Source organism: Hymenobacter saemangeumensis (assembly GCF_039541835.1).
GTDB classification, from domain to species: domain Bacteria; phylum Bacteroidota; class Bacteroidia; order Cytophagales; family Hymenobacteraceae; genus Hymenobacter; species Hymenobacter saemangeumensis.
Genome location: NZ_BAABGZ010000077.1, coordinates 1 through 25115, shown reverse-complemented (window position 1 = coordinate 25115; position 25115 = coordinate 1). Strand labels below are relative to the sequence as shown.

Annotated in this window: 19 protein-coding genes; 7 read left to right on the top strand and 12 right to left on the bottom strand. The window is 61.5% G+C overall.

The genetic code is table 11. From position 1 onward, the window contains the following. The first annotated feature begins 142 nt into the window (after positions 1 to 142). Positions 143 to 946 (top strand): M57 family metalloprotease, encoded by an 804-nt coding sequence (locus ABD919_RS19655; protein ID WP_345237771.1) that lies wholly within the window; start codon positions 143 to 145, stop codon positions 944 to 946. A 117-nt stretch (positions 947 to 1063) separates the two neighbouring features. Here ABD919_RS19655 and ABD919_RS19650 read toward each other — a convergent pair whose 3' ends face one another. From ABD919_RS19650 to rsfS, 7 genes are all read right to left on the bottom strand, one after another. Then, the gene (locus ABD919_RS19650) at positions 1064 to 3697 is read right to left on the bottom strand and encodes a S8 family serine peptidase (RefSeq protein WP_345237770.1); all 2634 of its coding nucleotides are present in this window, start codon (positions 3695 to 3697) and stop codon (positions 1064 to 1066) included. A 137-nt stretch (positions 3698 to 3834) separates the two neighbouring features. Next, positions 3835 to 4995 carry a zinc-dependent alcohol dehydrogenase gene (locus ABD919_RS19645; RefSeq protein ID WP_345237769.1) on the bottom strand — a complete coding sequence of 387 codons (1161 nt, stop codon included), beginning with the start codon at positions 4993 to 4995 and terminating at the stop codon, positions 3835 to 3837. Positions 4996 to 5093: 98 nt separating this feature from the next. Continuing rightward, the gene (locus ABD919_RS19640; protein ID WP_345237768.1) at positions 5094 to 6020 is read right to left on the bottom strand and encodes a hypothetical protein; all 927 of its coding nucleotides are present in this window, start codon (positions 6018 to 6020) and stop codon (positions 5094 to 5096) included. Further along, positions 6010 to 6780, bottom strand: coding sequence for a UDP-2,3-diacylglucosamine diphosphatase (locus ABD919_RS19635; RefSeq protein ID WP_345237767.1), 771 nt, complete (start codon positions 6778 to 6780; stop codon positions 6010 to 6012). The genes ABD919_RS19640 and ABD919_RS19635 overlap by 11 nt, the downstream gene beginning before the upstream one ends. An 85-nt stretch (positions 6781 to 6865) precedes the next feature. Beyond that, positions 6866 to 7510, bottom strand: a complete 645-nt coding sequence (locus ABD919_RS19630) for a LutC/YkgG family protein (RefSeq protein WP_345237766.1) — start codon at positions 7508 to 7510, stop codon at positions 6866 to 6868. Positions 7511 to 7599: 89 nt separating this feature from the next. Further along, a complete protein-coding gene (gene ftsH, locus ABD919_RS19625; RefSeq protein ID WP_345237764.1) occupies positions 7600 to 9732 on the bottom strand; it encodes an ATP-dependent zinc metalloprotease FtsH in 2133 nt (710 codons plus the stop codon). Between the two features lie 216 nt (positions 9733 to 9948). Beyond that, positions 9949 to 10335, bottom strand: coding sequence for a ribosome silencing factor (gene rsfS / locus ABD919_RS19620; RefSeq protein ID WP_345237763.1), 387 nt, complete (start codon positions 10333 to 10335; stop codon positions 9949 to 9951). A gap of 115 nt (positions 10336 to 10450) precedes the next feature. Between rsfS and ABD919_RS19615 the strand changes: the two genes are divergently transcribed. From ABD919_RS19615 to ABD919_RS19605, 3 genes are all read left to right on the top strand, one after another. After that, entirely contained in the window at positions 10451 to 11170 is a 720-nt protein-coding gene (locus ABD919_RS19615) for a biotin--[acetyl-CoA-carboxylase] ligase (protein WP_345237762.1), read from the top strand. A 253-nt stretch (positions 11171 to 11423) separates the two neighbouring features. Continuing rightward, complete coding sequence (locus tag ABD919_RS19610; protein WP_345237761.1) at positions 11424 to 12050, top strand: T9SS type A sorting domain-containing protein; 627 nt, start codon at positions 11424 to 11426, stop codon at positions 12048 to 12050. Between the two features lie 175 nt (positions 12051 to 12225). Continuing rightward, entirely contained in the window at positions 12226 to 15225 is a 3000-nt protein-coding gene (locus ABD919_RS19605; RefSeq protein WP_345237760.1) for a glycosyltransferase family 117 protein, read from the top strand. A gap of 112 nt (positions 15226 to 15337) precedes the next feature. Here the strand turns inward: ABD919_RS19605 and ABD919_RS19600 are convergent, their stop codons facing one another. After that, on the bottom strand, positions 15338 to 15907 hold the full coding sequence (locus tag ABD919_RS19600; protein WP_345237759.1) for a Riean_0653 family protein: 570 nt from the start codon (positions 15905 to 15907) through the stop codon (positions 15338 to 15340). Between the two features lie 242 nt (positions 15908 to 16149). On the opposite strand from ABD919_RS19600, the gene ABD919_RS19595 reads away from it, so the two are divergent. Both ABD919_RS19595 and rlmB read left to right on the top strand, forming a co-directional pair. Then, positions 16150 to 17388, top strand: coding sequence for a GWxTD domain-containing protein (locus tag ABD919_RS19595; RefSeq protein WP_345237758.1), 1239 nt, complete (start codon positions 16150 to 16152; stop codon positions 17386 to 17388). Continuing rightward, on the top strand, positions 17337 to 18377 hold the full coding sequence (gene rlmB / locus ABD919_RS19590; RefSeq protein WP_345237757.1) for a 23S rRNA (guanosine(2251)-2'-O)-methyltransferase RlmB: 1041 nt from the start codon (positions 17337 to 17339) through the stop codon (positions 18375 to 18377). Before ABD919_RS19595 ends, rlmB begins: the two co-directional genes overlap by 52 nt. A gap of 157 nt (positions 18378 to 18534) precedes the next feature. Here rlmB and ABD919_RS19585 read toward each other — a convergent pair whose 3' ends face one another. The 4 genes from ABD919_RS19585 to ABD919_RS19570 form a co-directional block, all read right to left on the bottom strand. After that, positions 18535 to 18891: a hypothetical protein gene (locus ABD919_RS19585; protein ID WP_345237756.1), complete on the bottom strand. Its 357-nt coding sequence runs from the start codon at positions 18889 to 18891 to the stop codon at positions 18535 to 18537. A 197-nt stretch (positions 18892 to 19088) separates the two neighbouring features. After that, positions 19089 to 20177 carry a mannose-1-phosphate guanylyltransferase gene (locus ABD919_RS19580; protein WP_345237755.1) on the bottom strand — a complete coding sequence of 363 codons (1089 nt, stop codon included), beginning with the start codon at positions 20175 to 20177 and terminating at the stop codon, positions 19089 to 19091. 204 nt (positions 20178 to 20381) lie between these two features. Next, entirely contained in the window at positions 20382 to 21353 is a 972-nt protein-coding gene (locus ABD919_RS19575) for a KpsF/GutQ family sugar-phosphate isomerase (protein WP_345237838.1), read from the bottom strand. A gap of 235 nt (positions 21354 to 21588) precedes the next feature. Continuing rightward, positions 21589 to 22269, bottom strand: a complete 681-nt coding sequence (locus tag ABD919_RS19570) for a hypothetical protein (RefSeq protein ID WP_345237754.1) — start codon at positions 22267 to 22269, stop codon at positions 21589 to 21591. A 375-nt stretch (positions 22270 to 22644) separates the two neighbouring features. Between ABD919_RS19570 and recQ the strand changes: the two genes are divergently transcribed. Further along, positions 22645 to 24855, top strand: coding sequence for a DNA helicase RecQ (gene recQ / locus ABD919_RS19565; protein ID WP_345237753.1), 2211 nt, complete (start codon positions 22645 to 22647; stop codon positions 24853 to 24855). Positions 24856 to 25115 lie beyond the last annotated feature (260 nt).

Below are 25115 nucleotides of genomic sequence, written 5' to 3'. Positions count from 1 at the left end.
TAAAAAAGGCCCGGCTTGCTGAAGCCGGGCCTTTTTTTATATAAACCATAAAAAAACAAGCACTTAAACCAACCCTGAATAGAAAATCCTGCTGGGTTAACAGTTCCACATTTTACTCCACTTCACTCCTTTTTCGTACGCTATGAGAATACCTACCATTTCCGCCGCCCTGTGCTTTGCTGCTGCTGTTGCTCTCTCCTCCTGCTCGAAAGAATCCGAGTCGGTAACCACAACCGATGAGCTATCGGCAACCGAGCTCAACCAGATTAAGCAGCTGGGCTTCACCACCCAGGGTGCTACCAAAGTTGAAGGCGGCTACCTGGTGGAAGGCGACATCTTCCTTACCCCGGAAAACCTGAGCTCGCCCAGCCCGGCCCAGCTGCTGCGCGTAGGCGACGAAGAGCAGTACCGCACCACCAACCTGGTGAGCGTAGGCTCGGGCCGCACCATCACGGTAGCCGTTACCACGGCCCTTCCTTCGGCTTATATTACCGCAACCGACGAAGCCATTCGCCGCTTTAATGCCGAGAACCTGACCCTGCGCATGGTGCGGGTAAGCTCAGGCGCCGAAATCACCCTCGACAAGGCACCGCGCAGTGCCCGCTACCTCGCCTCGGCCGGCTTCCCGTCGAATGGCAACCCCCACAACAAAGTATTGGTGAACTCCAACGCCATCGGTACGGCTAACCCCAGCACCTACATCGCCACCATTCTGGCCCACGAGATTGGCCACTGCATCGGCTTCCGCCACACCGACTACATGGACCGCAGCTACAGCTGTGGCGGCTCGACCAGCAACGAGGGGGCCAGCACCGTAGGAGCTATTCTGATTCCCGGTACGCCCGCCGGCGCCGACCCCAACTCCTGGATGCTGGCTTGCATTGGCAGCGGCCAAAACCGCAACTTCAACGCCAACGACCGCACGGCCCTCAGCTACGTGTACTAAGCCGCTAGCCGTACAAGTAGTCAGCTCTTTTTCTGACTCTTGCTTTCTGCCTGCTTACCTGACAAAAAAGCCCCGGCTCCTGTGAGCCGGGGCTTTTTTGCGAATAGCTGTTTGGGGTTATTCCAGCACAACGACGCGCAGGGTTTGGGACTGCTGTCCGGTTGGGAACACGCGCAGCAGGTAAAGGCCCTTCTGCAAGCCGCCGGTAGGCACTTCATTTACCACGCCATCGCCGCTGGTTTCGCGAACCAGGCGGCCCAGGGCATCAAATACCTGAACATGGAGAATGGCGCCGCTGCTCCCAATCAGGTGCAGCGCCTGCCCCGGCACTACCGGGTTGGGGAAGGCCAGCAGGCTGCCGGGCTGTACCCGGTACGCTTCCTCAGCAGAGCTGTATATCGACTGGCCGCCCACGGTTTGCAGGCGCACCCGGTACAGGTAACGGTCGGAGACAGCGGGCAGGTCGGAGAAGGCAAAGGCCGGGCGAGGTACCGGCGACAGGGTTTGTACGGCTTGGTATCCGGCGGGCCCCAGCCGCTCCAGCGTAGCCGACTGCAGGCGGGCCACGGTGCCCAGCTCCACGTCGAAGTGAATAGTGTCCTCCACGAGCTGACGCACCCGGAACGAGCGGAAATAGCAGGCCGTGCCCTGCTCGGTATAGTTACTGGTGGGCCCCGACTCGAGCAGGCGGCCCTGCACCACGGGTGCCACGGCATAGTATAGGCTCTGCAGTTGGGCGGCATTCAGCAGCAGCGTGGTATCCTGGGTGCGCAGCAGGGGCTCCAGGCGGGTAGCCCCGAGCTGGTATACCTGGTACTCTGCCGCTCCCGGCACGGCATTCCATTGCAACAAGGTTTCGCCGGGGCAGGTGTACCCTACCCCTACCCGGGGAGGCTGTAGGATAGAAAAAGCGCCCGTCGCATAGGCCGCGCCACCTGCTGCCGGCACCAGGCGCAGCTCTGCCAGTGTGGTGGTATCGGGAACGGTCCATACGTATAGCTGCTGGCTTAAGGGCACCGCCGGCGCTATCTGGCGCCAGCTGCCGCTACCAAGGGGGCGGTATTGCAGCGCGGCAGCGGCCGGCGGCCCGTTCCACTGCCAGCGCAGGATGCTGGTAGCTTCCGGCAGCAGGTTCTGGCTTTCCAGCGGGCGCAGCCAGGTCAGGCTTACCGGGCTGAACTCGTAGGCCAGGCCGTATGCCTGGGGCCCCTGCGCCACGCTGTAGCCGCGCACGTGCAGCTCGTAGGTACCGGCCTGGGGCAGGGCCAGCGTTATCTGCTCTACGTTGTTGAGGTGGTCGGCACCTCGGCGGGCCGGCCGGGCCAGGGAGTCGGCGTGGGGGTAGCTGCTGAGCACCCAGGGCTGCCAGCGCTGGCCGGTGGCCAGGTGTATTAGCTCCAGGTCCAAGTCGTTGACCAGGGCCCGGGCCGCGTTGGCGCTGGCCGCGGGGTCGGTCCAAGCCAGGGTGGCTTTGAGCTCCTGCTGCCCGGGAGGCACCGCAATGCGAAGTATCTGACTGGATGCGTTGTTGGCAATGGTCCCGTTTACTACCCGGTTGTCGCGGATGGTCTGTAGCGCACCCAGGGCATCGGCGTTGCCAAACCCGTGCACGAAGTCCACTGCCGGCCGGCCCAGGTCGTCGGCACTGTTGAGCAGCGCGGCTTTTACCAGCGCCGCGGTGGGCAAGGCATTGTACTGCTCGCGGTAGGCCTGCTGCAAAAGCAGGCTGATGCCCGACACCAGCGCGGCCGCCTCGGAAGTCCCCCCGTCGCCGTAGGCTACCAGCTCGGGCTTTACGCGTCCGTCGTAGGCCGGGCCCCGGGAGCTCTGGGCCGGCACCTGGCTCAGGGCATTGGTGGCCCCCACACTCAGGGTGTTTTTGGCCATCTTAAACTGCCCGGTCAGGTTGGCGAAACCGGCAATGCCTGCGTAGGCATTGTTGGCGCTGGCCTGGCTGCCCACGTTGCCGGCCGAGAATACGTGCAGCAGCTCGGGGTAGTCCCGCGCCTGCTGGTCATACCCCTGGGCATCGAGGCCGTAGTAGTTCTCAATGCCCACCCCGTAGGAGTGGTTTTGCACCGTAACCCCAGCTGCCGCCAGCTGTGACCCTTCGTCGGGCTGCAGGCGCGCAAAATCGGAGCTGACCAGGCGGGCCTGCCAGGCGGCCCCCTTGCCTTGCACCCCCGAATTTCCGCCCCCGGCGGCAATGGTGGCCATTATCGTGGCATGGTCGGTAACCGGGTTTCTGAGCGCGGGCGTGGGCAGTACCCGCCCCCTGAAGTCGATATCGTTGGCATTGAACTGCTGCTCCTTAACCGATAGCGTCAGCCCGCGCCCACTCAGCTGCGGAAAGCGGGCGTGCACGGCCGTCACGGCATTGGCAGCCAGGTCGAGAAAGCTCACGCGCCGCTCTTCGTGGGCTGGGCGGTCGCCTACGTCCACAAACTCCACCCAGGGGCAGGCCGCCAGCGTCGGTAAGTCGGCGGCACCGATGCCGGATAGCTGAAGCACCGCTGCGCTTCCGGTCTTACGCAGCTGGCGGCCAGGCAGGTGCTGGCTTAGCCAGGCCGTAAAAGCCACTGGGTCGCTTACGCTCACCCGCACCATACGGCGGCCGTGCTGCGCTGCCAGCAGGCCGGGCGCCAGCTTGCCGGGGCTGGCCGCGCGGGAAGTTGCCGGGCCCTGCGCGGCGGCAGGCGCCGTCAGCAGCCCGCCGCACAGCAGCAGCCCGGCTAGTTGTAGGTACTTCATTCGGAAGGCAGTGGGCAGAAAGTTGGATTCATGAGCTACTTCCAAAGATAGGCAAGGACGCCCCCGGCCAGGGCTAAAACAAGAAGCCTGCTCGGAGCAGGCTTCTTGTACTGTTCAACCACTAAGACGGGCAAGCGCTAGGGCTTAAGCACCACTTTGGTGCAGTTGTCTTTCTTGTTGCGGAAGATGTCGTAGCCGTGCGCTGCCTCGCTCAGCGGCAGGCGATGCGAGATAATGTCGTCGAGCTGCACTTTGCCTTCGGCCACATATTTCAGCAGCTTGTCGATGTGGCGGTGCACCAGCGCCTGCCCCCCGCGGATGGTAAGGCCTTTCTCAAAGATTTGGCCCAGCGCAAAGTTGTCGTAGTAGTAGGGGTACAGTCCCAGAATGGAAACAATGCCGCCCCGGCGGGCGGCGCTCATGCAGGCATCCAGGACTTTGGTGGTGCCCTTCTCGAAGTTTACAACGGCTTTGGCGCGGTCCAGCAGGTCGCGGTCGGGCTCGAAGCCTACGGCCTCCACGCACACGTCGGCGCCATAGCCTTTGGTAAGGGCCCGGATTTCGTCAACCACCTGCTTTTTGTCTTCCCACAGAATGGTTTCGCAGCGGGCAGCCTGCGCGGCTTTGTCGAGGCGGTACTGCTGGGTGTCGACGATGATAACGCGGGCCGCTCCCCGCAGCCAGGCCGACTTGGCCGCCATCATGCCCACGGGGCCGGCCCCGAAGATGGCCACAATCTCGCCGCCGTTTACTTCGCCCCAGTCTATGCCCTGGTAGCCGGTGGGAAAAATGTCGGTCAGGAACAGCACCTGCTCGTCGGTCAGGTTGTCGGGCACACGGCGCGGGCCGAAATCGGCGTAGGGGACACGCACGTACTCGGCCTGCCCGCCGTTGTAGCCGCCATACAGGTCGGTGTAGCCAAACAAAGCAGCCCCTTTACCATCCAGCACCCCCCCTTCGGGCCCATAAAATTCGGGGTTGGAGTTTTCGCAGTGCGTGGGCAGGTCGTGGGTGCAGAAAGCGCACTGCCCGCAGGAAATAGGAAAGGGCACCACCACCCGGTCGCCCTTTTTCAGGTTGCTTACCCCTTTGCCCACTTCCTCCACTATGCCCATGAACTCGTGGCCCAGCACCATGGGACGAGGCTGGGCAATGCCCCCATTATAGATGTGCAGGTCGGAGCCGCAAATGGCCGTGCTGGTTACCCGCAGAATAGCATCGCGGCTGTCCTCAATTTTGGGGTCGGGCACGTTGTCGACCCGGACGTCCTTGATGCCGTGGATTACGAGAGCTTTCATAGGAGATGGAATAAGGTTGGGAAAGGTTTCCTTTCCTAACGTCCCCTAGTGCTCAGGGTTACCGTACCTGATTTTGCATCCTGCTTTACAGCTGGTTATCAAATCTGATATACACTAATTCCCGCCGACGTCAGCACATAGGCAAAGCCCTCTCCCAACAGCACCTGCCGCACCGTGCCGGCATCTACCCCCGCCGGTAGCGCGAGGCTGCGCTCGGTCAGGTTATACAGATGAAAAAAGCGCAAACTGCCGTCCTGGACAAAGTACAGCTCGTCGCCCCGGAAACCCAGGGTGCTCAGGCCGGCAAAAGGCAGCTTTTTCCGGTAGTTTCCGAGGTTGTCGAACACGTAGATGCCCGAGTTGCGGTCTACCAGGTAGGTATTGTTCTGGTACTGGCGCAGAAAGCGAAAATCAGGGCGGCTGCACCCAATCAGCAGGTCCAGCGGGGTGCTTTGGGTGAGGCGCAGGGTGTTGGAGTCGAACTCCCGCAGTACGAGGTTGCTCTCGTCAAGCAGCCAGATGTGGTTGTCGGGTGCCAGCGTAGCCACCCGCACCGTGCCCTCAAAATACTCGCTCAGGCGCAGCTGCGCCAGCGGGGTCAGAAAGCGGTCCAGCATCACCAGCTCCTGCCGGTCGTCGTAGAAAAGCAGGATGTTGGTCACGTTCCAGGCTTCTACCTGGGCTACGTTGCCGGGCAAGGGCGGGGCGTAGCGGTTCAGGGGCAGGCCTTCGGCGCCAAACTGCTGCAAGTTGTTGCTGGCGTCGGCTACGTAAAGCGCCCCGCGCCGGTCGAGGGAAGCGGCTCCGGGATTTTTCAGGGGTATCTGCCGCAGCAGGCGCCAGCTGCCAGCCGGGGCCGCAGGGCCAGCGGCAGGCGCTGTCGGAGCTTTCCCCACCGGCGAAATCACCGAAGCCGGCGCCACGGAAGCAGCCGAAGGCACCGTGGGCTGGGCCAGAGCCTCACCTCCGCACAGCAGCGCAGCCACCCCTATCCAGGGCCGCCACCGCCGGGGCTTATTTCTCAAAGTGCTGCAAGGCCAGTTCGTTGCCATCATACACGCCGAAAGAACAATAATTGACCCATTCGCCAAGGTTGATATAACGGCTGCCGGGGGCTACTGGTACATCGAGCGGCAGGTGGCGGTGCCCAAACACGTAGTAGTCGTGATGCTGGAGGGCTTCCAGCTCCCGGCAGTACACCAGCAGCCACTCCTCGTCGCCGTAGTAAATCGAGTCGGAGTCGCCGTTCCGGATGCGGCTGCGGCGGCTCCAGGCATTAGCGATGCCAATACCGAAGTTGGGGTGCAGGCGTGCAAACAGCCACTGCAGCAGCGGCGAGGCAAACACCTTCTTCAGCACCTTGTAGCTGTGGTCTTTGGGCCCCAGGCCGTCGCCGTGCCCGATGTGAAACAGCTTGCCGCCAATGCGCTGCGTGATGGGCTTGCGGATGATGGGAATGCCCATCTCCTGGGTGAAGTAGCCAAACATCCACATGTCGTGGTTGCCGGTAAAGAAAGTGATGGGCAGGCCCGCATCCGTCAGCTCGGCCAGCTTGCCCTGCAGGCGGGCAAAGCCCCGCGGTATGGCGTGCCGGTACTCAAACCAGAAGTCGAAGATGTCGCCCAGCAGGTAGATGGCCGCCGCGTCCTTGGCGGCTGCATCCAGCCAGCGCACAATGCGCCGCTCCCGCTCCAGCGAAGCCGCCGCATTGGGGGCGCCAAGGTGGAAGTCAGAAGCGAAGTACACACGCTTGCCGGGCGGCAGCACCAGGTCGGGCAACATCATTTGTCAATGATTAATGGTTAATGATTAGTGATAAATGAGAAAAGAGGTTGAACGACATTCGTCATTAACCGCTAATTATTAATCATTATTCGTCTTCTTCGAGCAGAAACAGCGCAATGCGCCGGGGGCCGTGCGCCCCCAGTACGAGGGTTTTCTCGATGTCGGCGGTGCGGCTCGGCCCCGTAGTCAGCGACACCATTGAGGGTGGCTTGCTGCCGTAGCGCTGCTGCACCACCTGCAGGGCCTCGCCAATCTCGGCCACTACCTGGCTGGGGCGGGCCAGTACCAGGTGCTGGTCGGGGTATACGCTCAGCCGGCGCCCGCTGGCCGAGGCAGCGCTTACCAGCACGCTGCCGGTGCGGGCTACCAGGGCCTCACAGGAAGTCATTCCCAGGTCGGCCTGCTCGATAAAGCCGGTTTCGTCGGCCACGTACTTTAGGCCGGCCCGGCGCAGCAGCTCCTGCAGGGCCGGCTCCCATACAATGGGCGGCCCCAGCTGCTGGCGCTGCTGAAAGCTGGCCAGCTGCGCAGCCAAGTGCGGCAGCGACTCACAGTAATAAAACTCCCCCCCTACGCGCTGGAAGCTCTCTGCAAAGGCCACCACCTTGTCGTCGGACGACAGGGGCGGGTGCACGGGCTGCTCAAAGTCGGGACGCACTGGCAGGGGGGCGGGCTGCTGCAGGCCTTGGCGGATGCGGGCCAGAATAGCCTCGCGGGAGGTGTTGGACATAAAAACAAAAGTACGCCCGCAGGTAGCCTTATGGCTACAAAAAAGGCCAGCCGTTGCGGGCTGGCCTTTTCATCTTGGTTGGGCGGGGGCTAAACCGGGGCGGCAGCACTGCCGGCGCCCACGTCGGAGCCAGGGCGGGCCGGGCGGTCGTCGTCTACCCCGGGCAGGTTCAGGTCGGGCAGGTCGTTGCCCAGGGTGCCGGCCGTGCCGGGGTGGTCGTTTTTCAGCTCGCTGGCCGTTTCGCTGCGGTCAGTGCCGGCCATGTGAGCCTGGTAGGTGGTCTGGGTGTCGAAGGGGCGCTTGCCCACGAGGCGCTCCAGGTCGTCCTGCAGCAGCACTTCCTTCTCCAGCAGCTCCTTGGCAATTACCTCCAGCTCGTGGCGGCGCTCGGTCAGCAGCTCCTTGGTGCGGGTGTAGGCACTCTCAATGATGTGGCGCACTTCTTCGTCAATCATCTGCGAGGTTGCTTCCGAGTAAGGCTTGGAGAAGCCGTACTCGTTCTGGCCCTTGCTGTCGTAGAAAGACACGTTGCCGAGCTTGTTGTTCATGCCGTACATCGTCACGATGGAGTAAGCCATCTTGGTGATGCGCTCCAGGTCGCTGAGGGCGCCGGTCGAAATCTTACCAAACACCAGCTCCTCGGCTGCGCGGCCGCCCAGGGCCATGCACATCTCGTCGATGAGCTGCTCGGTGTTGTAGAGGAACTGCTCCTTGGGCAGGTACTGGGCGTAGCCCAGGGCGGCAACGCCGCGGGGCACGATGCTCACCTTCACCAGCGGGTCGGTGTGCTCCAGGAACCAGCCGGCAATGGCGTGGCCGGCTTCGTGGTAGGCCACAATGCGCTTTTCGCCAGGGGAGATGATTTTGTTTTTCTTCTCCAGGCCGCCGATAACGCGGTCGATGGCATCGGTGAAGTCCTGGTTGGTTACCATCTTCTTGTCGCGGCGGGCGGCAATCAGGGCCGCCTCGTTGCAGACGTTGGCAATTTCGGCGCCGGCGAAACCGGGGGTCTGGGCCGAGAGCTTGCGGGCATCCACGTCGGGGCCCAGGGTCAGGGGCTTGAGGTGCACCTGGAAAATCTCGGTGCGGCCGTTGATGTCGGGCTTGTCGATGCTGATTTGGCGGTCGAAGCGGCCCGGACGCAGCAGGGCCGAGTCCAGGGTATCGGGGCGGTTGGTAGCGGCCAGGATGATAACGCCGGAGTCGGTACCGAAGCCGTCCATTTCCACCAGCAGCGAGTTCAGGGTGTTTTCGCGCTCGTCGTTGCCGCCGGGCACCGAGCCGCGGCTGCGGCTGCGGCCCACGGCGTCAATCTCGTCGATGAAGATGATGCAAGGGGCCTTGGCCTTGGCTTGCTTGAACAGGTCACGTACCCGGGCCGCACCTACGCCCACGAACATCTCCACGAAGTCGGAGCCCGACAGCGAGAAGAAGGGCACGTCGGCCTCGCCGGCTACGGCTTTTGCCAGCAGGGTCTTGCCCGTACCGGGAGGGCCTACCAGCAGGGCGCCCTTGGGAATCTTACCGCCCAGGATGGTGAACTTGGAGGGGTTCTTCAGGAACTCCACAATTTCCTGAATCTCTTCTTTGGCTTCTTCCAGGCCCGCGACGTCCTTGAAGGTAATTTTTACTTTGTCGCCGCCCTCAAACAAGGCCGCCCGGCTTTTGCCGATGTTGAAAATCTGACCACCAGGCCCTCCCGCTCCGCTCATGCGGCGCATCAGGAACCAGAAGCCTACCATTAGGAGAATGATGATGCCCCAGCGGCCAATAACGTCGCCGTAGCTTTCGGTAGTGTCGATATTGAGGGGCAGACGCTGCGCGGCCGGCAGGTCTTTCTGGGCTTCTTCCAGGTCTTCCTGGAAAAGCTTGGCGTCTACTATCGGAAACCAGAACTGGGTGCCGCCCCCCGTACCAATGGCGGGGCGCCGGCTCAGCATTTGTTGATACTCCGCTTTTTGCAGGGCTTCCTGCTTGATGCTGACGTAAACTTCTTTCTTTTCGTTGCTGGTGCGCAGGGTAATGTCGCGCACGTCGCCAGCGGCGAGCCACTGCAGGAATTTCTGCTGGTTTACTTTGATGGGCGCGTTCAGGTTGGTGGCCCAAATCACGCCAAACAAAAATACCAGAAGTCCCGCCAGCACCCACAGCTGCACCCCCGGCCGCGGATTGGGCGAGGGCAGCATGTTTTTCTTTTTCTTATTGGGCGTTTTATCCGACATGAATTAGGTAGTTAAAAGCAGGCAAAAGTCACGGTCAGAACACCGCGTAAAAAACAATTGTTCGCCGGGCTCGGCTTGGTTTCTGGGGCAAGACCCGCTACTGGCACCAGTAGTTGCCCAGCTCCTCACAAGCCGATGGCCGGCCCGCCGACGCCGCCCCAGGTGCCTGGTGCATCGGAGAGCCGGCCAGAAGGACGAACAAGCAGCGTATTTATTTTACCGGGAGTCCGCGTCGTTTTCGATGTAGCTGATTTCGGCATCGCCCCACAGCTCTTCCAGGGCATAGAACTGCCGGCGGTCGCGCAGGAACACGTGCACCACCACGTCCACGTAGTCGAGCAGCACCCATTCGCGGTTGGTGCGGCCCTCGGTTTGCCAGGGGCTTTCGCCGGTAAGCTTTTCTACTTCTTCCTCAACCGAGCGGGCCACGGCGTCCAGCTGGGTATCGGAGTTGGCCGAGCAGATAACGAAATAATCGGCAACGGCATTTTTCAATTCTTTCAGATTGAGCACCACAATGTCAGATGCTTTTTTATCCTGCATCCCACGTACTACCAAATCTGCCAATGTGTCCGAATCCTGCCGGACCAAGGTGCTTTTCATATTGTCTTGTTAGGTTTGAGCTTTGCCAACTATGGGCAAGGTTACTTAAAGATACGCAAAGAAGGTCGTGGTCATCAGTCCTCAAACCCTATTCACGGGCCGGCAACTCATTTGGTTGCCGGAGTGTGCCTCCACTAATTCGGAGGCACAGGCGCTGCTTGGCCAAAACCGCGCCAGTGAAGGTTGTACTATTATCACCGACTTCCAAACCAGCGGCCGCGGGCAGCGGGGCAATCAATGGGAAGCAGCCCCGGGTGAGAACCTGACCCTGTCGGTGGTATGGCAGCCTACCTTCCTGAGCGCCAGCCAGCAGTTCCTGCTCAGCCAGGCCGTGGCCCTGGGCTTGCACGACTGGGCCCAGGCCTTACTGGGGCCCGATGCCAAACTAAAGGTAAAATGGCCAAACGACCTTTATTTCGGACAGCAAAAGCTGGCCGGCATTCTGATTGAAAACGCACTGAGCGGTGCAAAGATTCAACATAGCATTGTAGGAATTGGAATAAATATCAATCAGCAGCAGTTCGCCACGGGCACGGCCACGTCGCTGAGCCTGCTTACCGGACGCTTTTATGCCCGGGAGCCGTTGGCTGGCCGCCTGCTCGAATGCCTGGAGCGGCGCTACCTGCAGCTGCGGGCCGGGCAGATTGGGGCCCTGCGCACCGCCTACCTGCAGGTGCTGTACCGCTACCAGGAAATACATCCGTTTGAAGTGGCGGGCCGGCCCGTAACCGGGCAAATCATGGGAGTGGAGGAAGACGGCCGCCTGGCCGTGCTCATTGCCGGGGAGCTGCGCCGCTTTGCCCTGCAGGAAATCCGGTACGGGCAGGCAGCCTGAGTATCCGAACGGGCATCAGAAAGAAAAAATACGGGCCCGGGCAACCTTAGCCCCGGCCGGCCCGAGTTGGTAGCAGCTACGCAACTATTCCGCCAGCGCTGGGGTCTTAGCAGTACCAGCCACCGGCTTGTTTGTCTGGTTGCGATGGGCCTGCCCAGCCCGGCACGGTGCTTGCAAATACGTTTTTCAGCAGGGCCCCTGGCGCTGCTCATGGTTTAAATCAACTCATCCACCTCTGTTTTTTCTGCTACCCATGCGCGTTTTTACTAAGCTTTTTCTAAGTGCATCCCTGGCGCTGTCGTCGCTGCTGGGCAGCGCGGCCACCATCACCGTTGAGGTGGGCGACAATTTCTACCAGGGTGTTCAATCGGGTTCCTCCACCATCACCATGAATGTGAATGATGTGCTGGAGTTTGTGAACGTTGGCGGCGGCAGCCACCCCACGGCCTCCAGCCTCTGGGCTACCTTCCAGATGAATCCGGGCAGCGCCAACCGCGTGTTTCCGGCCAACAGCTTCACTCCCGGCACTTTCAGCTTCCGTTGCACCGCCCACTCGGGCATGACGGGTACTCTGGTTGTACGCATGCCCAGCGCCACGGCCGATGCCAGCTTTGCGGCCATGCCCCTCAACATCTTCCCCAACCCCAGCAAGGGCGGGCTGGTGACGGTGAAGCTGGAGCAGCACAAAGCCGGCAGCGACTACAAGCTGCGCCTTAGCAACATCATTGGCCGCGAAATCCGCACGGTGGCCCTGAAGCCGGAAGTGGCCGAGAACGGCCTACAGCTGGACCTGAGCGACCTGCCGTCGGGCATGTATTTCTACAGCCTGCTGCTCAACGACAAGGTGATTAACTCCAAGCGCCTGGTGCTGCAGAACTAAGCAAACCCTTCTTTCCTGTGTTGAACGAAAAGCAGCCGTCGGCTGCTTTTCGCGTTTATAGCGTGGGCCGGTGCGGGCCCTGGCGCGGCAGCCTTGCCCGGCAATGCCTACTTTTGCCACTTAGCTGATTTATCAACCCATTTTTCGGCCTGCCTTTGTTCGCGGCGGGTACTCTATGCCTTCCTTTAAAACGCTGAATAACCTCGTGGGCTGGCTGGTCTTTGCCATTGCCGCCGTTACTTACCTCGCCACACTGGAGCCCACGGCTTCGTTCTGGGACTGCGGCGAGTTCATTGCCTGCTCCTACAAGCTGCTGGTGCCGCACCCGCCCGGGGCTCCCACCTTCCTGCTGCTGGGCCGCATTATGTCGCTGCTCTCGTTCGGGGATGTCACCAAAGTGGCCCCGCTGGTTAACGCCTTGTCGGGCCTGAGCAGCGCCTTTACCGTGCTGTTTCTGTTCTGGATTATTACGCGCCTGGCCGGCAAGCTGCTGCTGCGCGGCACCGACATTGTGGCCGAGCACATAGAGCCCACCGGCTACCAGAAACTACTGATTCTGGGTTCGGGCGTGGTGGGCGCGCTGTCGTTTGCCTTCTCCGACTCGTTCTGGTTTAACGCCGTGGAGGGCGAGGTGTACGCCATGTCGACCCTGTGCACGGCCGCCGTGGTGTGGATTATGCTCAAGTGGGAAGCCCACGCCAACGAGCCCGGCTCCGACAAGTGGCTAATCCTCATTGCCTACGTTATCGGCCTCAGCATCGGGGTGCACTTGCTCAACCTGCTCACGCTGCCCGCCCTGGGCTTTATCTACTACTACCGCCGCACCCAGAACCCCACGATGAAAGGCGGCCTGCTGGTGCTGGCCATCAGCTTTGCCATTGTGGGCATCATCCTGGTCGGAATCATTCCCGGCCTGCCCTCGCTGGCCGGTGGGTTTGAGGTGTTCTTCGTGAATAGCATCGGGCTGCCCTTCAACTCGGGGCTGCTGATTTTCCTGGCTTTGTTTGTAGGGCTGATTTACTTCGGCTTCAAGCTTTCTTACACGAACGGCAGCCGCCTGCTGAACACGGCCATGCTCTGCCTGGTGTTTATCCTGATTGGGTACTCGAGCTACCTGGTTGTGCCCATCCGCAGCTCCTTCCACCCCACCATCAACGAAAACAACCCGGAGGATGTGCTTTCCTTCGTGAGCTACCTCAAGCGTGAGCAGTACGGCTCGCGGCCCCTGCTCTACGGCCCGCAGTTCAACGCCCAGCCCGTCGACCAGAAGGACGGGGCGCCGCGCTATACCCGCGACCCGCAAAGCGGCACCTACAAGGAAGTGCTGCCCCGCGCCAAGGAGCCCATCTACGCCGATGCCGACATGATGCTGCTGCCACGCCTCTACAGCTACGAGCCCAGCCACGTAAACGAGTACAAGAAGTGGGTCGACATTCAGGAGGGCGTCAAGCCCACCATGGGCCAGAACCTAAGCTTCCTGTTCCGCTACCAGATGGGCCACATGTTCTGGCGCTACTTTATGTGGAACTACGTGGGCCGCGAGTCCGACATTCAGCAGGCAGGCGTGGTAACGCCGCTGAGCCCGGCCAAGACCACGCTGCCGCCCCGCATTGGGGAAAGCCCGGCCAACAACAACTTCTTCGCCATCCCCCTCATTCTGGGTTTGATTGGCTTGTTCTTCCAGAGCAAGCGCGACTCGCGCGATGCCTTCGTGGTGGGCCTGCTGTTTCTGCTCACCGGCCTGGCCATTGTGCTTTACCTGAACCAGCCGCCGCGGGAGCCCCGCGAGCGCGACTACACCTTCACCGGGGCCACCTTTGCCTTCGCCATCTGGATTGGCCTGGGCGTGCTGGGCCTGGCCGAGCTGCTGCGCAAGGTGCTGAAGGCCGACGGCCTGCGGGCCGCGCTGGCCGTGCTGCTGGGCGTGCTCTCGCCGGCCCTGCTGGTGGCCCAGGGCTGGGACGACCACGACCGCTCCAACCGCTACAACTCGGTGGACTCGGCTAAGAACCTGCTCGACTCCTGCTCGCCCAACGCCATTCTGTTTACCAACGGCGACAACGACACCTTCCCGCTGTGGTACGCCCAGGAGGTGGAAGGCTACCGCACCGACGTGCGCGTGGCCGTGCTCAGCTACCTGAACACCGACTGGTACATTCAGCAGATGAAGCGCCGCTCCTACCTGTCGGAGCCGCTGCCCATCAGCATGAGCGACAAGAGCTACACGCAGGGCACCAACGACTACCTGCCTTTCGCCGCCAACCCGGCCGTGCAGAGCGTGAACGTGAAGGAGTTTATTCAGCTGGTAGAGCAGAACAACCCCCTGCTGCAGGTGCAGTACAGTGAAGGAGGGGCCAGCATGATGTCGTTCCCGACGCCCAACTTCTACCTGCCGGTAGATACCGCGGCGTTTAAGGCCACGGGCCTCGTAACCAAGGGCCGCGAGAAGCAGCTGGTGTCGCGCATGGAGTGGAGCATGGGCAAGCGCGCCATCGAAAAGAAGAATCTGGTGATTCTGGACATGATTGCGACCAACAACTGGAAGCGGCCCATCTACTTCAGCTCCACGGTGGCCCCCAGCGACTACATGAACCTGCAGCCCTACTTCCAGATGGAAGGCCTGGCCTACCGCCTGCTGCCGCTGAAAGACCCGAACTACGAGCCGCGTAGCGCCGACGAGGGCTACGTACACCAGGACTTGGCCTACGAGCGCCTGATGAAGAAATTCAGCTACCGCGGCCTGCAGAACCCGGACATCTTCTACGACGAAAACAACCTGCGCTTCCCCAGCAACTACCGCGACAAGTTTGCGCGCCTGGCCCAGAGCTACCTGGAGCAGGACAACGTAGCCAAAGCCAAGGAAGTGGCGCTGAAGAGCCTGGAGCTGATGCCCGACAAGGCCGTGCCCTACGACTACTACTCGCCCCTGCTGGTGCCCGCCCTGGTAGCCGGCGGCGAGCAGGCCAAGGCCAACGACATCCTGGACACCATCACGCGCCGCTCGGAGCAGATGCTGGCCTACTACGCCAACCGCCGCGACGGCGCCCTGTTTGAGGACGACCAGCGCATGCACCTCATCAGCCTGCAGAGCGTGTACCGCGCTGCCGAGCAGGTGGGCGACAAAGCCCGCGCTGAGAAGGCCATCGGGCTGATGAACCAGTATTACCCGCGGTAATTGTTGCTGCGCTTTAAGCATGAAAAAGCCGGTTCGCAAGGGTGCGAACCGGCTTTTTATTTGTTTAGCTTAAGCTTACAAGCGAGTGGAACCCGCTCAGCCTCCGACTTGCTTAGGGTAGCTCCAGGTAAACAAACTGGATATCAAACCGCCCATCGGTGATGCTCACCCGACGCTGGCTAAGAGAATCCTGGGCTACAAAGGAGAAACGACCGGCAATGGTGTGATTATCAAGATTAAAATAGGTCACATCTAATTGACCATTTGCACTGGCATTTGTCGTGAACTCCCCCCGTGGCCCGCTGCCCGTTCGGTTCTGATAAAGCGCATGGCTCGGCAGCAAAGCAGCTGAGGACGGCAGCGTGGTATTAAAGTAGCAGGTGCCGTAGCCCGGCGTGCTTTTACAGTCCAGCTTGATATAGCGGGAAGGATTGCCGCTGGACAAGTTAATTGAGACTTCGTACGTTGATTGGCTGGCTCTTTTGACAACCAGTGCCGACACCCCTGATGAAGAAATGGCAGTTCCCTGCGAATAAGAGGTTTGCCATACCTGCCCATCAATACGGCAGGCCCCGATGTTGCGGCCTTCCTGCGTAGCCGGTGGCAGCCCGGCTTCCGGGGCATCTTTTTTACAGCCGGTGAGGGCAAGGGTCAGCAAAAGCAGGTGGGCAAGGGTTTTCATAGACGACTTGAGGTGAGATGAATGACGATACGAAGCTAGGTGGCCTTGCTAGCCTTTATCAACTCAACATTTGGCATAGCCTGACTTTTGTTCTACTGCTGAAAAAATCCATCAACAAGGAATTTCACCCATTTTTCGTGAGTTAGGGCCGTATTTACCTGAAACCGGATGCCAATAAAAGGACTTTACAAGCTGTGCTGCGTACCTCCACTATGTCATTAAGTCTTAACCCATGGCGCCGAATGCTGTGGCTGCTGCCGCTACTCTGTGCCTTTGCGCCCCTGGCCCCGCGGCCCGACTATGCGGGCCTGTACCGCGACGCGCCGGCCCTGCAGCTCGACACCCGCCGCGAGGGCGACAGCCTGCGCCTGCTGCTGCGCCTGCCCGATGCGGCCCGGCTGCGGGGCGGGCGCCCGCTGCGGGTGGCGGGCTGGCCCAGCTTCGAGGCCAAGGCCCCGCTGTGGCAGGACAGCATCCCGCGCCGCCGCTGGCGCGCCCGGCCGGAGGGTGAGGGCCTGCGCCTGAGCTTCAGCCTGCCGCTGGCGCAATTACCCAACGGGCTGGTGCTGCAGCTGCAGGCCGGCGAGCCTTCGGCTGATAGCTACCAGGATGCAGCCACCACGGCCTGGCTACGCATCACGCCCGAGCAGCTAAACCGGCCTTTTGTGCTGACCGACTCGGTAGGGCAGCCGCTGCTGCGGCGCTACGTGCAGGCTGGCGAGACCTTTGGCGTGGAAAGCTTCGGCATTTACCAGCCCGTGCGCTGGAAGCGCTACCAGGTGCAGCCCTCGGCCGCGCTGCCCCCTATGACGGACCCGCGCTCGGTGGCGGGCGGCCCGCGGGTGCTGCCGGTGCTGGACTCGGCCACGGCCGCGCCGGGGCAGCCGCTGCGCTTTGAGCAGCCGGGGCTGTACGCCCTGAAAGTGGGCGGCCTGGGCGGCGTGGCCCCGCACACCATAGCCGTGCTGGTGGCCGACAATAACTACCCGGCCCTGACCACCGCCGCAGAGCTGATTGAGCCGCTGCTTTACCTCACTACCAGCCAGGAGCGGCAGCGTCTCACCGATGCGCCGGCCCCCAAGCGGGCCGTGGACAAGTTCTGGCTCGATGCCGCCCGGGGCAACCAAAGCCAGGGCCGCGAGCTGATTCGGCGCTACTACGGTCGGGTGGAGGCGGCCAACCGACTGTTTGCCGCCCACAAGGCCGGCTGGCTGACCGATAAGGGGCTGCTGTACGTAGTATTAGGGCCGCCGCCCAGCGTGCGCCGCTTGGCCAGCGGCGAGGAACGGTGGTTTTACCCCGAGGCCGGCGTGGGCGGCAGCCCGGTTACGTTCAGCTTCCGCCCCAAGCCGAGTACCTTTGCGCCTGACTACTACGAATTGGTGCGCCGCCCCGAGTACGAACTGCTCTGGTATGCCGCCGTTGAACAATGGAGAACCCCACCGACCGCCCCGAGCGCCCCAACCGACCGAAACCGGTAGCCGGCCGCCGCTTTTACGATGAGCAAAACCGCCAAGTGACGCCCAAGCAATACCGTGGCGACCGGCCCGACCGCCGGGCCGACGAGTTTGCCGACCGCCCCGCCCGCCCCCGTGGCCGGGGTGGCAGCGACAACCAGCCCGACTCCGAGCCCGGCAGCCGCCCGCCGTTCCGGGAGCGCAGCGACCGCGAAGCCGGGCCCCGCGGAGGCGGGCAGCGCTACGGTCAGAAGCCAGCCGTCGACCGCAGCATCGACATGCTGTTTGGCCTGCGCCCCATTCTGGAAGCCCTGCACGCCGGGCGCACGCTGGAAAAGATATTCCTGCTGCGCGGCACCAAGAACAGCCTGGTAACGGAAATTTCAACCCTGGCCCGCGAAGCCAGCATTCCCGTGCAGCTGGTGCCGGTGGAGAAGCTGGACGGGCTGACCCGCAAAAACCACCAGGGTGCGGTGGCCTTCGTGTCGCCCATCGACTACGCTCCGCTGGACAACATCCTGTCGGGACTGTTTGAGGAAGGCAAGGTGCCCTTCCTGCTGCTGCTCGACCGCATTACCGACGTGCGCAACTTCGGCGCCATTGCCCGCACGGCCGAGTGCCTGGGCGTGCAGGCCATTGTGGTGCCCGGCCGCGGCGCCGCCCAAATCAACGGCGACGCCCTGAAAACCTCAGCGGGTGCCCTGAACCTGCTGCCGGTGTGCCGCGAGGCCAGCCTGCAGGAAACCGTGCGCTTCCTGCAGCAGTCGGGCGTGACGGTGGTAGCCTGTACCGAAAAAGCCGACGAGGCTGTAGGCCAGGCCGATGTGGACTTCACCGGCCCGGTGGCCGTGCTCATGGGCTCGGAAGAAGACGGCATCTCGCCCGAGCTGCTGCGCATTGCCGACGTGAAGCTGAAAGTGCCCATGGCCGGCCAGATTCAAAGCCTGAACGTGAGCGTGGCCGCCGGCATCATGCTGTTTGAGGTGGCGCGGCAGCGGGTGAGCGCGGAGTAGCGCCCCGTCTGTCATTGCGAGTGGAGCGCAGCACAACGCGGCAAACAAAGTTCGGCGTAGCCAACACGTCCTCTTAAGCCGACCAGCCTTCTACTATGGCAAGGCCTTGATAAAAAAGCCCCGGCACTACGCAGTGCCGGGGCTTTTTTATGACTAGCTATTGCATGTCCTCGTCGATTTTCACCTTGTTGTCGTCCCTGACTTTATACAGGCCGCCGACCACGGTATTGGGGCTACCCTTCACCAGGATGTTTTTCCCCTTTACCAACACATCGATGCCTACCTCACGGCGGTAAACCTCTTCGCGGTTTTTGTCATAGCCTGCAATGGTTTCGTCGCTAAGAGTGTATTCCACCCCAGCGTTTTCAAACTTTAGCTGACTGGTTTCACGTCCGGCATTGGCAGCTCCTCCCCCGCGGGTGTACGACCAGTAAGTAAACTTTTGCCAGCTGCTGGCATTCAGCGCTGCGGGGTATTGCAGCTCTACCTTCCCTGGGGTGCCGAAACGGTACACCAGGTAGCTACCCTTTGGCCCCCGGCAAAGCGAGGCCGTTTTGCCACCCTTTGTTTGGAAGGCAAACAGCGTAGTCTCGCCTGCTTGGCATAACGGAACAGCCTTAGGCGGAGCGCCAGCCGTGAGCAGCAGGCAGCTGCTGGCAAGAACAAATGCGGGGACAAGCCTGACCACTGCGGGTGTATTCTAAAGCCGAATTAGTTATACCCGTTGCCCTTCTTCGCTTTTACATCAGCCACGAAATCCTTCACGCGCTGCTCCTGGTCGCGCTTGCAGATGAGCAGCACGTTGTCGTACTCAGCCACGATGAAGTCTTCCAGGCCCTGAATTACTACGAGGCGCTCGGAGGGGGTTTTGATGACGCAGCCGCTGGTGTCGTAGAGCATCACGTCGCCGTTCACCATGTTGCCGTTGTCGTCGTGCTGGCCGATGCGGTGCAGGGAATCCCAGGTGCCCACGTCGCTCCAGCCGAAGTCGGCGGGCAGCACATACACGTTGTCGGCCTTTTCCATCACGCCGTAGTCGATGCTGATGTTGCGGCAGCGCGAGTAAGCCTCGCTGATGAACTTCTCCTCGTCGGACGTGCCGAGCTGGGCAGCACCTTCTTCAAACACCTCAGAGATGTCGCTCAGGTAGTTGCGGAAGGCCTGCATTATCACGTCGACGCGCCACACAAACAGACCGGAGTTCCAGAGGAAGTCGCCGCTTTCCATGAATACCTTGGCCAGCTCCAGGTTGGGCTTTTCGGTAAAGGTCTTCACCTTGTGCAGCTGCCCGCCGGGCAGGGAATGCTCGCCGTCGTCCACAAACTGAATGTAGCCGTAGCCGGTGTCGGGGCGGGAGGGCTGAATGCCGAGGGTGATAAGCACGTCGTTTTTGCGGGCAGCGTCCACGGCGATGTTAATCAGGCGGCGAAACTCATCTTCGCGCAGCACGGCGTGGTCGGCCGGGCTCACGATGACGGTGGCCTGGGGGTCGCGCTGGGCGATGCGGTAGCAGGCGTAAGCAATGCAGGGCGCCGTGTTGCGGCCGATGGGCTCGCCCAGAATCTGGTCGAGGGGCAGCTCGGGCAGGTGCTCGTGCACCAGCTGGGTGTAGTCGCGGTTGGTGACCACAAACACATTCTCGGGCGGGCAGATGCCGGCGAAGCGGTCCATGGTGAGCTGCAGCATGGAGCGGCCGGTGCCCAGCACGTCGTGGAACTGCTTGGGGTGGCTGGTGCGGCTGAACGGCCAGAAGCGGCTGCCAATGCCGCCGGCCATGATGATGAGGTAGGAGCTACTCAAGGGGTGAATGCGTGAATGGGTGAATGGCTGAATGATTTCGAGCCCCATCACCAGGTAAGGTAGACTAGAATGGTCCGCAAAATTGCAAGGAAAAATCCAGAGCGGTGGGTATCGGCCGATTGAGAGCCTTGCCCATTAGCCCTAAGCTACTCCCATTGCCCCTCATTCATCCATTCAGGCATTCGCCCATTCACCCATTGTCTCTTATACCAGGCCTTCGCGCAGCAAATCGTGCAAGTGGATGAAGCCGGAAAAGCGGCCGCTTTCCGTTACTACCAGCTGGGTAATGTTGCGCTGCTGCATGCGGGCCAGGGCTTCGGCGGCAAAGTCGTCGACGTCGATGGTGGCGGGCTGGGGCGTGAGAATGTTGCGGGCCCGCAGGTTTTCCAGGTCGGAAAACGAGCCCAGCATGCGGCGCAGGTCGCCGTCGGTGATGATGCCGGCCAGGTTGCCCTGGGCGTCGAGCACGGCCGTGGCCCCGAGGCGCTTGCCGGAAATTTCCAGCAGCACTTCCTTCAGGGGGGCATCAATGCCAACCTGGGGCCGCTGGTTCTGCCGGCTCAGGTCGCCCACCTTCAGGTAGAGCTTTTTGCCCAGGGTGCCGCCGGGGTGCAGGCGAGCGAAGTCGGCGGCGGTAAACTGCCGGCTTTCAAGCAGGCACACGGCCAGGGCATCGCCCAGGGCCAGGGCCGCCGTGGTGCTGGTGGTGGGCGCCAGGTTGTTGGGGCAGGCCTCTTTCTGCACCGGCGCGTGCAGGATGTAGTCGGCCTGCTGGGCCAGGTAGGAGTCGGCGTTGCTCACCAGCGCAGCCAGGGGCACGCCCTTGCGGCGCAGCAGGGGCACCAGCACCTTTATTTCCGGGGTGTCGCCGCTCTTGCTGATGGCCACCACGAAGTCTTCGGGCTGAATCATGCCCAGGTCGCCGTGAATGGCGTCGGCGGCGTGCATGAACAGAGCCGGCGTGCCCGTGCTGTTGAGCGTGGCCACGATTTTGCCGGCAATGTGGGCACTCTTGCCGATGCCGGTGACCACCACCCGGCCTTTCAGCCCCAGAATGGCCTGCACGCAGCGGGTAAAGTCGGGCGTGGCGGCCAGCGCCTCGGCTACGTCGTGCAGGGCGGCGGCTTCCTCGTGCAGCACCTGCCGGGCAATGGTCAGCACATCGGCAGACGGCATGGCAGCGTCGGGGGCAAGAGACACACGGGCGGATTCGGCGGAGGCGGGCATGGTAAAGCAGGGAATGGTACCGCAAAATTGGGGAACAGAAGCTAAGCCGGCCGAAGACGCTGGCTTACACCGCCCCCGGCAGGGGCCGTATCCCGGCTATTCATAAGCCGCCAAGCGCAGCCAGCAGGGGCAGTGCCGCTGGCAACAGCTCCACCCCTGCTTCTGCTTTTTCCATGGCCCGGCCTTAGTAGCGCGGGCTTAACCCGAACGACACCCCCACGGAAAGCTCCAGCCCCCCGGGCGAAAAGATGCTCACCAGGTTGCGGGCACTGGGCGAAGTGTCGCCGGACACATACTCCACCGGGTCGCCGCCCAGCACGATGCCATAGCCCAGAGCGCCAATCATGGCGAAGCGGTTGGTAGGCTGCCAGCGGGCCCCACCGCGCAGGTGCAGCTGACTGCTCGAACGAAAGTTGACAACCGTTACCCCACTCGTGTTGGTGTACACGCCATTTGAGTAGGTGCCGCTGCGGCTGCTATTCGTGACCGTGACGTGCTTAAGGCCGGAGCTGTAGACCAGGTTGGCCCCGGCGAACGGGGAAACCTTGTGTTCGGGCGAAAAGTAATACCGCGCACCCAGCCCGATTTTGCCGCCGGTAATGCTGAACCCAAAGCCGCCGCCCACATCAAGCCTGGGCGTGACCATACTGCTCAGGTCGACGCCCCAGCCATAGGGCGCGCCATAGCCCAGGGTGAGGCCCAGCGCCACGGCCGGGTATCGCCGCACCGCGGCAGCAGCCGTTGCCGCAGGCTTAGGGGCCGTCGTGCCAGGAGCCGCCGTCTCGGGCGCAGTGCTTTGTGCGTGAGCTGCAAATGCTAGCGAGGCCAGTCCCAGGCTGGCAAAAAACGAGCGGAAGTCAAGCATTAGAAATTAGGATAGAAAAAGTGAATAGCGGCGGAAGATAAGGGGAAATGCGCGGCTTCAGTAAAATGTAAATGCCAGCCTGCCAACAGGGAGCGAAATGCCCCGCAGCACTGAGCCGCTTCACTGCCACGCATATACAGCAGGTGTAGGACTAAGCTGACCGGCCAGCACCTCCTTTTCCGGCTCAGCCCTCGCCTAGCGGAACCGGCATCCGAGCCGCGCCGCAACAAACTGCGGAAATAGGCCGGCCTGGTGCCCCTGGTTATTTTCAGACCCAACACAAAAAAAGTCCAATTACTTGGCGGGAGTTTGCCCTTGTGCTTATCTTCGTTGACATCTGCTTCTGCACTCCACCAACACCAAGCTGCACCTCACATGTCCTCATACGCCCTCGAAGAAGCTCCGGCGCTCGTAGCTAATCTTAAACACACTCTGAAAGAAGTGTTTGGCTATGGCCAGTTCCGGGGCACGCAGGAGGCAGTCATCAAAAATGTGCTGACCGGGCGCAACACCTTCGTGATTATGCCCACCGGCGCCGGCAAAAGCCTGTGCTACCAGCTGCCGGCCCTGGTGGTTCCAGGCACAGCCATTGTCATCTCCCCCCTCATCGCCCTGATGAAAAACCAGGTCGACCAGCTGGGGGCTTTTGGCGTGAATGCCCAGGTGTACAACTCGACCCTGACCAAAACGGAGATGAACCGGGTGAAAAAGGACGTTATCAGCGGGGCCGTGCGCCTGCTGTACGTGGCCCCGGAAAGCCTGACCAAGGACGACACCATCGAGTTCCTGCAAAAGTCGACCATCAGCTTCGTGGCCATCGACGAAGCCCACTGCATCTCGGAGTGGGGCCACGACTTCCGCCCCGAGTACCGCAAGATTCGCGGCATCATCGACAATCTTGGGAATAATACTATTCCCATTATTGCCCTTACGGCTACGGCCACGCCCAAAGTGCAGCTGGATATCCAGAAAAACCTGCACATGGACGATGCCTCGGTGTTCAAGACCAGCTTCAACCGCACCAACCTTTATTATGAGGTACGGGCCAAGCACAACACCAAAAAGCAGCTGATACAGTATGTGAAGCAGCACAAGGGCAAAGCCGGTATCATCTACTGCTTGAGCCGCAAGAAAGTGGAGGAGATTGCCGAGCTGCTGCGGGTAAACGACGTGCGGGCCCGCCCCTACCACGCCGGCCTCGACCAGCAGGTGCGCATCGAAAACCAGGATGCCTTCCTGAATGAGGAGTGCGACGTGATTGTGGCCACCATTGCCTTCGGTATGGGCATCGACAAGCCCGACGTGCGCTTTGTGATTCACTACGATGCGCCCAAGAGCATTGAAGGCTACTACCAGGAAACCGGCCGCGGCGGCCGCGACGGCCTGGAAGGCAACTGCCTGATGTTCTACAGCTACGACGATATTCTCAAGCTGGAAAAGTTCAGCAAGGACAAGCCGGTGACGGAGCGCGACAACGCCCACCAGCTGCTGCAGGAAATGACCAACTACGCCGAAAGCGCGGTGTGCCGCCGCCGGCAGCTGCTGCACTACTTCGGCGAGACGCTGGAGAAGGACTGCGGCTTCTGCGACAACTGCCGTCACCCCAAGGAGCGGTTTGAGGGTGAAGAAGCCGTGGGCCTGGCATTGCGCACGGTGGTGCAGACCGAAGCCCGCTTCAACCTCACCCACATCGGGCAGGTGCTGCTGGGCCTCACCAACCCCCACATCGAAAGCTACGCCCACAACGCCCTACCGGTGTATGGCCAGGGCAAAGAGCTGGGCGACGCCCAGTTCTGGCACTCGGTGCTGCGCCAGTGCCTGCTCAACGGCTTCCTGGAAAAGGACATCGACAGCATCGGGCTGGTGAAAATCACCGACAAGGGCATGGACTTCATCGAGAGCCCCTACCCGATAACCCTGACCAAGGACCACAACTTCGAAGCCGAAAAGCAGGCTGACGAGGACAAAGTAGAAGAGCAGCAGGCTGCCGGCCACGACGAGGCCCTGTTCCACCAGCTCAAGGAGCTGCGCAAGCAGGTAGCCAAGCAGAAAAACCTGCCGCCCTACGTGCTGTTCCAGGACCCCAGCCTGAAGGAGATGGCCACCACCTTCCCCACTTCGCTGCACGACCTTACCCACGTATCGGGCGTGGGCCAGGGCAAGGCCCAGAAGTTTGGGGCACCCTTCGTCGCCCTCATCAAGAAGTACGTCGAGGACAACGACATTGAGACCGAGTCGGATGTTATTGTGAAGTCGGCCGTGAACCGGTCAAAAATCAAGATTTACGTTATCCAGCAAATCGACAAGAAGATGGCCCTGGAAGACATTGCTTCCTCCAAGGGCATCACCATGCACGAGCTGATGGAGGAAATTGAGCACATCTGCTACTCCGGCACCCGGCTCAACCTGGACTACTACATCCAGGACATGATTGACGAGGACAAGCAGGAGGAGATTTACGACTACTTCATGACGGCCAGCACCGACAACATCGCCGTGGCCCTGCAGGAGCTGGGTACCGACGACTACACCGAGGAAGAGCTGCGCCTGGTACGCATCAAGTTCCTGAGCGAAGTAGCCAACTAACCCAGCCGTAGCGCAGATTTATAATCCGCGCAGCGCACTGCTGCCACAACCTGGCAAAGGCCCCGCATACTCATGCGGGGCCTTTTTGTGTTTTTGCCTCGCTTCATGCCAGCGGCTGCCAGCCAGCCCCTGGTAATCATTTCTAAGACAATCAGCGTTAAATTCAGAGACTTACTACAGACTAAACGCATTCGGAATGGAGCGCTAAATTGGGCGCTTTGCGCCGATGTCGCTGCTCACTCACCTAGCCCAAGTACCGG